Source organism: Lyngbya sp. CCAP 1446/10 (genome assembly GCF_026130175.1).
In the GTDB taxonomy this organism is placed as follows: domain Bacteria; phylum Cyanobacteriota; class Cyanobacteriia; order Cyanobacteriales; family Microcoleaceae; genus Microcoleus.
This window is the reverse complement of sequence record NZ_JAIGNI010000103.1, coordinates 1-9,647: the sequence shown is the minus strand read 5'-3', so window position 1 is coordinate 9,647 and position 9,647 is coordinate 1. Positions and strand designations below refer to the sequence as shown.

The following is a 9,647-nucleotide window of genomic DNA, read 5'->3' as shown; positions in this document are numbered from 1 at the left end:
CCCTTGTGGGACGGGCGGGACGCCCACCCCACAATAACAATTAAAATTGTAAGTTATTTAATTTGCGATCCTTACTAAAACTTCTCCACAACATACTTGCCCAAATTTCGGCCCGCCTTCAACCCATCTCGGTTGTCCGACGGCCAATGAGCACCACCGTAAACGCGACTCATCCGGGCTTCCGCCGCAGTTTCAGTCAAACTTTTAAAAGTCCGAGTCGGCAGCTTTGGTGGCGCAAACGGCCAAACCGCCGGCATCAACCAATTCGGTCAAGTAGTCGGCTACTCCCAGGATGGGATAAATCAAGAGCGCGCTTTCGTCTGGAACAACGGTAAACTCCAAGATTTGAACAATTTGGCAATGACAAATCCCACCTTTGGCGACCAGAAGGTGACATTAGCTCGCGCTACTGGCATCAATAATTTCGGCGATATTTCTGCTTACGGAACTTACACATACAAAGATGCCAAGGGTGCGACTTTAACGAGAACTCGATCTTATCTGTTGAAGGCATTACCGACAACTTAAATTACTTGAAATTAACGCAGATATCTGAAAAATATCTGCGTTCATCAGCGTTAATCTGCGGTTAAAAATCCCTCTTACTGCAACATCAAAGCAACTTCCTTCGCAAAATAAGTCAAAATCAAATCAGCCCGTTTAATACTCGTCAAAGTCTTCAAAATAATCCGTTGTTCATCAATCCAGCCCAACTGTGCCGCCGCTTTGACCATCGCGTATTCGCCACTGACATTGTAAGCAGCCACGGGCAAATTAGTTGCTTCGCGCACTTGGCAGATAATATCGAGATCAGCCAAAGCTGGTTTTACCATCATAATATCTGCACCTTCTGCGATGTCTAAAGCAACTTCTTTCAGTGCTTCCCTAGCATTAGCAGCATCCATTTGATAAGTTTTTTTATCCCCAAATTTGGCAGCAAAATCAAGGGCATCGCGGAACGGGCCGTAATAGGCAGAGGCATATTTTGCTGAATAAGCAAGGATTCCTGTATCGATGTATCCCCCTGCATCTAAGGCTTGGCGAATTGCACTGATTCTGCCGTCCATCATGTCGGAAGGTGCTACCATGTCTGCACCGGCAGCGGCTTGAGAAACTGCTATTTTTACTAAAACTTCAACTGTTGGATCGTTGAGAATTTGACCGCTTTCGTCAACTAATCCATCGTGTCCGTGACTGGTAAATGTGTCGAGGGCTACGTCGGTAATTACGATTATTTCGGGGATGTTTTGTTTGATGGCTTTGACTGTTTGCTGGATTAATCCGCCGTGGTATTTTTGCAATAATGATAATAATTATCAGATAAATTGGCACTATCCCCGTTGGCTCGCCAAGGGTTTAAACCCCTGGCGTCGGGCGAAAGTCCTCTAAAAGAGGACTGGAAAACCTGATTTTCATGTCAATATAATTGTTTTCAGCAATGTCAAAAACGCGAAGTTAACGGGAAGTTAAGACAATGTATTGAGGGCGCGATCGATCGATCAATCCCTCTTCTTCTAGCCTCGCCATCAGCCGCGTTACTGTAATCCGCGTAATCCCTATCGCCTCAGAAATCTCTTGGTGAGTCAATCTCAAATCAATTAACAGCCCTTGTGCGACTTCTCTACCAAACTTTTTGCCCAACAAAATGAATAGTTGCAGCAGGCGATCGCGCAGAGATTCGGTGCGAACTATGCTGAAAAATGCCTGAGTTTGCTGAACGTGCGCGAAAATTTCCTCTAAGGATCGATCGCACAAATTGGCAGGAATGTAGCTAATTTCTACATGAGTTTTGCACTCAATTTGATAAGGTTGGACACCTGACAGCGGCTGACCGATCACATCCCCAACACCCCAATATCCCAGGGTCATTGCTGTCCCCTGGTCGCTCCAAGTCACTGCTCGGACGGCTCCCCGTTCAATCCGCAGCAAGCCTTTAGACGGCACGGTAACTAACTGGCGGTGGGTGAAAGTCTGGTGTTTGAAACTAGCGTACAAGCCTGGAGTGTAGGTGGAAAGAGTCATGGGATTCACCGTTACTTTGAACACAATATGCAGCTTAAATTAATTGAGAATATTTGTCAACTATCTTGGTGGATTACGCAAAAAATCAAAGAAACCGGGTTTCTTGACAAAAATCTAGGCTTTCTGCGCCCAGCCCTGACAAGAAACCCGCTTTCTCATCCGTAAGCTGAAACGCTGTTTTTTAGGTGTTTCGCGAGTAGAGACTCTTCACTGTCTGTCAGGGTTTTGATTTGGGGGAATTCGGCGGCGATGCGGGAAAGGTCGATCGGCACATTTCCTGTTGCGGGACACAAATATAAAAAGAGGCAGAGCCTCCCGATCTGCATTACCAGGCAGAGCCTGGTAACGAGCAGACGAGCAATTTTTTGATTTTGATTGCTCATCTTAGTACAAAAGTATGTGAGCAATATCACATACTTTTGTGCGTTATATCATATTAATGCAAGTTAACAATCTGTTACATTTATTTACATAAAGCAACAAAGAAAAACAAATGAACTCATCTAAACTTGTGATTGACGACCAAGGCCTGCTGAACAACTTCGCAGTCGAGCCTAAGATGTATGTAGACGCGACAGTCAGCACCGGATTTACTAAGTACGCCGAGAAAGTTAACGGACGTTTTGCGATGATTGGCTTTGTTTCCCTGCTGGCGACAGAAATTTTAACCGGACAAAGCTTTCTTACCTTCCTCAAAGATGCTTTAGGCTAGGGCGATCGGTTACATAGATTTAAGATAATCTTCGTTCAATAGCTTATAATAAAAAATGTTTGTAGTCAGGACTGGAGTCTTAATTACAAACTATTTTTTTGTTTAAAATATGTTTGCTATCGCCGCTTGTAGCGAATCAAACTGCATATTTGCTCAAACAACTTTGCTTGCCAAAAACTCTCTCATGTAGCGATTCACTAACTGCGGCTGTTCCTGGTGTACCCAGTGGCTGCAATTGGGAACATACTGAATCTGAAAATCTCGCACGTAATCTGCTGTCCCGTAAGTTAACTCTTTGCCGAGGGCGCTATCATTTTCTCCCCAAATCATCAGCGTCGGAACTTCGAGGACATCCCAATTCTGGCGATCGAGAAATCCGCGAGAAATATTGCGATAATAATTAATAGTAGCAGTCAGAGCACCTGGTTTGGCAGCCGCATCTTTGTAAGCTTGGATATCTGAGGAGGTAAAGGTGCTTTTGTCAACAGCCATGCCTTGCAAAGCGCGATCGATCGCCCGATAGTCGCGCAACCGAATTAACAACTCCGGCAAAACTGGCAACTGAAACAAAAAGACGTACCAACTTTTCAGTAATTGTTGGCGAGTGCGCAACCCTTCAGCAAACTTTGCCGGATGCGGTAGATTCATCACAATTAATTTATCCACCATTTCGGGATAAGCATAGGCAAAATTCCAGGCGATAGCGCCTCCCCAGTCGTGGGCAACTAAGACGCAACTTTCATACCCCAAACCTTGAATAATTCCCTTGACATCTTGCACAAATTCTGTCATCACGTAAGCAGATTTATCCTTGGGTTTGTCGCTATCGTTGTAACCTCTGAGATCCACAGCGACAACTTGATAATCTGATGCAAATTCCGGGATTTGATGACGCCAAGAATACCAAAATTCAGGAAATCCGTGCAGCATCAGCATCAGCGGACCTTTGCCTTGAGTGACACAATGAAGCTTGATGTTATTTGTAGCGATAAATTCGTGTTTCCAAGCAGCTTCTATCACCGACATATCTGATAATTCCTCTAACTATAGAGATATCCTAGCAGTTATACCATTTGAGATTTGAGATTAAAGAATTAAAGAGTTGAAGAATTGGGAATGACCGATGACTCTCAGGCTTTCGTTTTTCCTTTGTCGAACATCCCACCTGTGGTTATTCCCGAAAAGATTGCTATCTCAGTCACAACATTAGTATACTTTTACTTAGAACCAAAAAGCTATCAAGCCAAAAATCATTGATTTTTGAGCTGGCAAGAATCCCAAGTCGCAAGAAGTTGAGGATTTGTGAGGATAAAAGTTGAATGATGCAAAGATGGCTGTACTAGGAATTAAAGGAGTTGATGCCATGTCTGGCGATCTACAAAAAATCATTAACCGCTTGACAGATCGTCTAAAGCGTGATGTATTAATCGAAAAATCCCTATACGACATTCAAGAAGTTGTGCAGAGCGATCGCGCGGTGCTGTATTATTTTTACAGACAGTGGCAAGGTCGAGTGACTTGCGAGATGCTCAGTGCGATCGAACTCTCAATCTTGGGCTCGACGGGGCCAGACGAGTGTTTTAACGATGAATACGCTGCTTTGTATGAAGCCGGCCGAGTTAGAGCAATTGCAGATATTGAGACAGAACCAATTCACCAATGTCACCGAGATTTTCTCCGTAGCCTGAAGGTGCGCGCTAATTTAGTCGTGCCAATTTTAACAAAAAAAGGACTGTGGGGGCTGTTAATTGCTCATCAGTGCAGCGGGCCCCGCACTTGGTTGCGATCGGACATTGAATTCATGCAGAAACAAGCACAAAATATGGCAATGTCTCCCACAATTCAAGATAGTTAATACAGATAAGACGGCGGTTGAAACCGCGCCTACAAAAAACAAAGTCCGCCTCCGCGGACTGAAGAAGTCACATCGTTTTGCCGAGCAGACTTTCTTAACCCAAACGTATTGCCCGATATTCAACCCGCGGAGGCGGGTTTTGTTTGTATAGGAGCGATTTCAATCGTACGTCCTAATTAGCTACAACACTCCCTAAAGGATGCTGCTGCAAAACTGTTTGCAAATACTTCCCAGTATAAGACCTCGGATTTGCCGCCACATCCTCCGGCGTCCCCGCCACAATAATCTCGCCACCCTTATCTCCCCCTTCAGGCCCCAAATCGATCGCCCAATCGCAGCACCGAATCACATCCAAATTGTGTTCGATTACCAAAATTGAATTACCCTTATCCACCAACCTTTGCAACACATTTAACAAATGGTGAACATCATAAAACGACAAACCAGTCGTCGGTTCATCAATCAAATAAAGCGTCTTCCCAGTAGCGCGGCGCGACAGTTCCGTAGCCAACTTCACCCGCTGCGCTTCACCCCCAGAAAGCGTCGGTGCCGGCTGTCCCAACTGAATGTAACCCAAACCCACATCAACCAAAGTTTGCAGTCTGACACCAGCCCTGGGAATATTTTTAAACATTTCCAAAGCCTCCTCCACAGTCATGTTCAAAACATCAGAAATTGACTTGCCTTTATACTTCACTTGCAGCGTTTCCCGGTTGTAGCGCGCACCTTTACAAACCTCGCACTGCACGTAAACATCTGGCAAAAAATTCATCGAAATCACGTTCACTCCTTGGCCGCCGCAAGCTTCGCACCTTCCGCCTTTTACGTTAAAAGAAAACTGCCCCGCTTTGTAACCTCTTGCCTTCGCTTCAACGGTTTCGCAAAACAAATCTCGAATCACATCAAAAACTCCCGTGTACGTAGCAGGATTAGAACGCGGAGTGCGACCGATGGGAGATTGATCGATCACAATTACCTTGTCAACTACATCCTGAAGAGAGCGTTCACCCTTTGTTTTGAGGGCTTCCATATCGGGCGGTAACGGAACTTTTTTGGTGAGATAGTGTTGCAGCGACGGGTACAACAATTCATTGATTAAAGTGGATTTTCCCGAACCGGAAACGCCCGTCACACAGACGAGTTTTCCCAACGGAATTTCCACATCAATATTTTTTAGATTGTTGCGCGTCGCATTTTTGATCGAGAGAGCTTTGCCGTTGCCTTTTCTCCTTTCATTCGGAGTTTCAATTACTCGTTTTCCCGACAAGTAAGCCCCGGTCAAAGATTCCTCTGCCGCTAACAAGTTTTCTAAACTTCCTTGGGAGATGATTTTGCCACCGTGAACGCCGGCACCTGGCCCGATATCGATAATGTGGTCGGCCGCTCGCATGGTTTCTTCATCGTGTTCTACTACAATCAAAGTATTGCCTAAATCGCGCAATTTTGTTAAGGTTTGCAGCAGGCGAAAATTGTCTCTTTGATGCAGTCCGATGCTGGGTTCGTCTAAAACGTAGAGGACACCTGTTAAACCAGAACCGATTTGAGTGGCGAGCCGAATTCGCTGGGCTTCTCCGCCAGAAAGTGTCATTGCTGCGCGGTCTAATGTCAGGTAATCTAACCCGACATCGAGCAAAAATTGCAGCCTTGCTTTGATTTCTCTCAGGGCTAAATCGGATATTTGAAATTGTCGATCGCTCAATCCCAAATTATCCATTCTCTCCCGACATTCGCGAATCGAAATGCTCGTCAAATCCACAATTCCGTACTGTCCTAACCGCACCGCCAGCGCCTCTGGTTTCAACCGTTTGCCGTGACAAACATGGCAAGCGCGATCGACTCGATACTGTTCCAATTTCTGTTTGATCAAATCAGAACCAGTATCGTCGTACTGGCGCTGCAACATGGAAATTACGCCCTTAAAATCTCTCCTAAAATCGTTGCCGTTGCTGTCTCGATTCTTACTTTCTGCTGTTTGTTTGGACTCATTTCCATACAAAATCACCCGCTGATGTTCTGGCCTCAAGCGGAACCAAGGAGTGTCGATCGTAAACCCGCAAGTATCAGCAACGCTGCACAGTAAAGAGAGATAATAGGAATTGTCTTTGTCTGACCAAGGGGCGATCGCACAATACAGAGGCGCTTTCTCGTCGGGAATCACCAACTCCGGCGCAAAAGTCCGCAAACTCCCCAAACCGTGGCAATTTGGGCACGCGCCGTAGGGGGAATTAAACGAAAATAACCGGGGCGAAAGTTCTTCCATTACCGCGCCGTGTTCGGGACAAGCAAAGTTTTCCGAAAATACGATCGGCCCATTGGGTTCGGAATTTTCGTCAGTTGGTAACTCTTCAACGATCGCAATTCCCTCAGAATGGCGCAAACAAGTCGAGAGAGAATCAACTAAACGTTCTTCTAAACCGGGCTTTTTAATTAACCTGTCAACAACTATCTCGATGTTGTGCGTATGATTTTTATCTAATTCGATATTTTCCGAAAGTTCTAAAATTTCTCCGTTAACTTTAACGCGAATAAATCCTTCGGAAGCTAAACTCGACAATAATTTGCGGTGAGTGCCTTTTTTTCCGCGTACCACCGGCGCCAGAAGGTGAAAGCGAGTGCCGTCGGGAAGTGCCATCACCCGATCGCACATTTCATCAATTGTCTGCGGTGCAATGCAGCGATCGCAAATCGGACAGTGCGGTTCGCCAGCTCTGCCATAGAGCAATCTGAGATAATCGTAAATTTCTGTAACAGTGCCGACAGTCGATCGCGGGTTGTGAGAAGTTGACTTTTGGTCGATCGAAATAGCGGGACTCAACCCCTCGATCGCATCCACATCCGGTTTGTCCAACTGTCCCAAAAACTGGCGCGCGTAGGCGCTGAGAGACTCAACGTAGCGGCGCTGTCCCTCCGCAAAAATTGTATCGAAAGCCAGGGAAGACTTACCGGAACCGGAGACACCAGTAAACACGATCAGTCGATCGCGCGGCAGTTCCAAATCGATATTCTTCAGGTTGTGCTGTCTCGCACCGCGAATCCGAATCGTATTTTGGCTGTTGGAGTTAGAAGTCGTCACCTGATGCCCATTGTGGGATGCACTTGGCTGGCTGTGTGAGGTTTCGGCGCGTTGGGACATGAGAGTAGTGCAAAACAGTGCTTAACCATCTTAGCGCTGCCTTTGGAATAGGTAGCATCCAAAGTCAATAAGCTCAAAGAATTGTCAAATAGGTTTCCGTCGGCCCGTCGGGCAAAACCTTCAAACTTTGATTTTTCAAATCCACTTCAATTCCCAGCGCTGACCTCGGAATCACGCCTAAAAGCGGAGTTTTCCCCTCTGGCAATTCCAAACACTCAAACGTGCCTTCGCGCCCGCACAGAGAAATTTTAGCATCTTGAAAAATTCTTGCCTCACTAATACCTGTGGCTGTTTCCACAACCAATTGTTTAAGGATTCTCAAACCTAGTCTAGCAATGACATCTTTCGGCAAACACAAAGTTGTCGCGCCCGTATCCATTAAAACATTTGCTATAGTCACAGACCTGACTTGCTCAATCGGAATCAAACCATCTTCTGCTTTCCCTTCATCTAACCGATTGGTAATTATTAGCGTTGTTGTAACCTTTCCCATCAGGCTTTCGGTTGTTGATTGCATAATTTTCATCTGAAAATTTGCTGTCTTAATTTTAATACAATAAACCTCTTGCCAAAGTCCTTTTAATCATTTTTTGGGACGTTGCTCTGAGCAGCGTCCCAATTATTTTCGGAATAATTATTCTACTAAAATTCAACCCGATGTGAACTCTAGAAAATCAAGATTATTCCTGTTTAATCCTAGCGTTTTTAAGATAGCGAGCCATTCAATTACTTAGGATTAACCACAAACTGACTCACAATAAACGGCTTTTGATTGATAATTGCCTGTGGATTAGCATCAAGTTGCGGCTGGGTGTAGGGTTCAACACCGTAAGTCGTGACCAACAACTGCTGCGTCCCAGGGGCGATCTCAAACTCATTCCAGCCGTAGGTATGCACTCCTAAATATTGTCCCTGAAGCAGTTTAGCATCAATCCCAGAACCTTCCAAACCTACTGGATCGTATCCCAGCGGCGCTGTCCGAGTATCCAGAATATTGCGGACAAAGGCATCTTTTTGTTCCCTTGTTGGCAATGAATTATAGCGATCTTTTTCAGATTGTGGCAGGAGGGCGGCGGGCGTAAAAGCAACTGTTGCCGGGCCAAAGGGGGCGGCAAACGGCCCTTGCCCAATATTCAACTGAATCGCAACGGGACTCGTCATTACATCAATCACATCCGTGGGGATTTGCGGCTGACCGGCTGCTTCTTGATAGGTGACGTTATTCACGACATATCCGTGAAAATCTCCGGTGGCAAAGACCACGTTTTTGATGTTATTCTCTTTGATGAAACGCAGCAAATCTGTTCGCTCAGCCGCATAACCTTCCCAGCGATCGCCTGCAACGGGAATGCCAAAATTTTGAATCGGATCGCTTGACATAATCACTTTCCAGGTAATGCCATTTTGTTGCGATTTCAGCAAGTCATTTTTCAAGTCCTGAAGTTGCACCGCCCCTAACATTGTACGATTCGGGGTAAAGGCATCGTTGAGGAACTTATTAACAGTAGCCTGGTCGGAAGTTTCTGCAATACTTTTTAAGGAATTATCGCGGAAAGATCGCAAATCTAACACAAATGTAGCGGCATCACTACCGTAGGTATTGTAGCGATAAAGCTTCTGTTCGTTAGCAGTGCGGGGGTCTGTCGTATTGCCGTAAAAATCGTCTCGTATGGGATTGTAGGCTTGAAATGCTCGCAAAGCGTCGTCAAATACAGGCGTATCATTGACAAAACCTCCGCCAGTCCCGAAAATTCCTTCCTTCTGAGGTGACTCAGCAGGCGCTACACCCCCGGCAAAATCATTAGACCTCCTGCGAAAATATCAAATGCTCGCCTGTTGTAATGATAAATACAGGTCATAATTGTAAATTCCTGCAATTAAATTAATCCTTAAGCCAAATCTCTTTCTTCGATTTCTATATCTCG

10 protein-coding genes and 3 pseudogenes are annotated in these 9,647 nt (G+C 45.5%); 5 read left to right on the top strand and 8 right to left on the bottom strand.

Going from position 1 to position 9,647, the window contains the following annotated elements:
* Window positions 1-74 precede the first annotated feature (74 nt).
* Window positions 75-257, bottom strand: a complete 183-nt coding sequence (locus tag K4039_RS25970) for a hypothetical protein (RefSeq protein WP_265239390.1) — start codon at window positions 255-257, stop codon at window positions 75-77.
* Between K4039_RS25970 and K4039_RS30030 the strand changes: the two are divergent.
* Window positions 256-309, top strand: a pseudogene (locus K4039_RS30030) (hypothetical protein); the annotation flags it as partial. The gene K4039_RS25970 and the pseudogene K4039_RS30030 overlap by 2 nt on opposite strands.
* Window positions 310-360: 51 nt before the next feature.
* Entirely contained in the window at window positions 361-528 is a 168-nt protein-coding gene (locus K4039_RS25965) for a hypothetical protein (protein WP_265239389.1), read from the top strand.
* 74 nt (window positions 529-602) lie between these two features.
* Here the strand turns inward: K4039_RS25965 and hemB are convergent.
* Both hemB and K4039_RS25955 read right to left on the bottom strand, forming a co-directional pair.
* Window positions 603-1,283: pseudogene (gene hemB, locus K4039_RS25960) on the bottom strand (porphobilinogen synthase); the annotation flags it as partial.
* A gap of 172 nt (window positions 1,284-1,455) precedes the next feature.
* Window positions 1,456-2,022, bottom strand: a complete 567-nt coding sequence (locus K4039_RS25955; protein ID WP_265239388.1) for a Crp/Fnr family transcriptional regulator — start codon at window positions 2,020-2,022, stop codon at window positions 1,456-1,458.
* 493 nt (window positions 2,023-2,515) lie between these two features.
* On the opposite strand from K4039_RS25955, the gene K4039_RS25950 reads away from it, so the two are divergent.
* Window positions 2,516-2,734, top strand: a complete 219-nt coding sequence (locus K4039_RS25950; RefSeq protein WP_265239387.1) for a chlorophyll a/b-binding protein — start codon at window positions 2,516-2,518, stop codon at window positions 2,732-2,734.
* A gap of 153 nt (window positions 2,735-2,887) precedes the next feature.
* Here K4039_RS25950 and K4039_RS25945 read toward each other — a convergent pair whose 3' ends face one another.
* Window positions 2,888-3,760: an alpha/beta fold hydrolase gene (locus K4039_RS25945; RefSeq protein ID WP_265239386.1), complete on the bottom strand. Its 873-nt coding sequence runs from the start codon at window positions 3,758-3,760 to the stop codon at window positions 2,888-2,890.
* 90 nt (window positions 3,761-3,850) lie between these two features.
* Here K4039_RS25945 and K4039_RS25940 point away from each other — a divergent pair, with 90 nt between their 5' ends.
* The gene (locus K4039_RS25940) at window positions 3,851-3,991 is read left to right on the top strand and encodes a hypothetical protein (RefSeq protein ID WP_265239385.1); all 141 of its coding nucleotides are present in this window, start codon (window positions 3,851-3,853) and stop codon (window positions 3,989-3,991) included.
* Window positions 3,992-4,049: 58 nt separating this feature from the next.
* Window positions 4,050-4,589 carry a GAF domain-containing protein gene (locus tag K4039_RS25935; RefSeq protein ID WP_375339835.1) on the top strand — a complete coding sequence of 180 codons (540 nt, stop codon included), beginning with the start codon at window positions 4,050-4,052 and terminating at the stop codon, window positions 4,587-4,589.
* A 172-nt stretch (window positions 4,590-4,761) separates the two neighbouring features.
* Here the strand turns inward: K4039_RS25935 and uvrA are convergent, their stop codons facing one another.
* From uvrA to K4039_RS25915, 4 genes and pseudogenes are all read right to left on the bottom strand, one after another.
* Window positions 4,762-7,722, bottom strand: coding sequence for an excinuclease ABC subunit UvrA (uvrA, locus tag K4039_RS25930; protein ID WP_265239384.1), 2,961 nt, complete (start codon window positions 7,720-7,722; stop codon window positions 4,762-4,764).
* Between the two features lie 73 nt (window positions 7,723-7,795).
* Window positions 7,796-8,239, bottom strand: coding sequence for a retroviral-like aspartic protease family protein (locus K4039_RS25925; protein WP_265239383.1), 444 nt, complete (start codon window positions 8,237-8,239; stop codon window positions 7,796-7,798).
* A 209-nt stretch (window positions 8,240-8,448) separates the two neighbouring features.
* On the bottom strand, window positions 8,449-9,420 hold the full coding sequence (locus K4039_RS25920; RefSeq protein ID WP_375339834.1) for an alkaline phosphatase D family protein: 972 nt from the start codon (window positions 9,418-9,420) through the stop codon (window positions 8,449-8,451).
* Window positions 9,421-9,543: 123 nt separating this feature from the next.
* Window positions 9,544-9,647 (bottom strand): annotated as a pseudogene (locus K4039_RS25915) (IS5/IS1182 family transposase); the annotation flags it as partial.

Coding starts and splice junctions, on each gene's coding strand:
- K4039_RS25925 (WP_265239383.1), bottom strand. CDS start 8,239: ATGCAATCAACAACCGAAAGCCTGATGGGAAAGGTTACAACAACGCTA.
- K4039_RS25945 (WP_265239386.1), bottom strand. CDS start 3,760: ATGTCGGTGATAGAAGCTGCTTGGAAACACGAATTTATCGCTACAAAT.
- uvrA (WP_265239384.1), bottom strand. CDS start 7,722: ATGTCCCAACGCGCCGAAACCTCACACAGCCAGCCAAGTGCATCCCAC.
- K4039_RS25970 (WP_265239390.1), bottom strand. CDS start 257: ATGCCGGCGGTTTGGCCGTTTGCGCCACCAAAGCTGCCGACTCGGACT.
- K4039_RS25955 (WP_265239388.1), bottom strand. CDS start 2,022: ATGACTCTTTCCACCTACACTCCAGGCTTGTACGCTAGTTTCAAACAC.
- K4039_RS25950 (WP_265239387.1), top strand. CDS start 2,516: ATGAACTCATCTAAACTTGTGATTGACGACCAAGGCCTGCTGAACAAC.
- K4039_RS25965 (WP_265239389.1), top strand. CDS start 361: ATGACAAATCCCACCTTTGGCGACCAGAAGGTGACATTAGCTCGCGCT.
- K4039_RS25940 (WP_265239385.1), top strand. CDS start 3,851: ATGACCGATGACTCTCAGGCTTTCGTTTTTCCTTTGTCGAACATCCCA.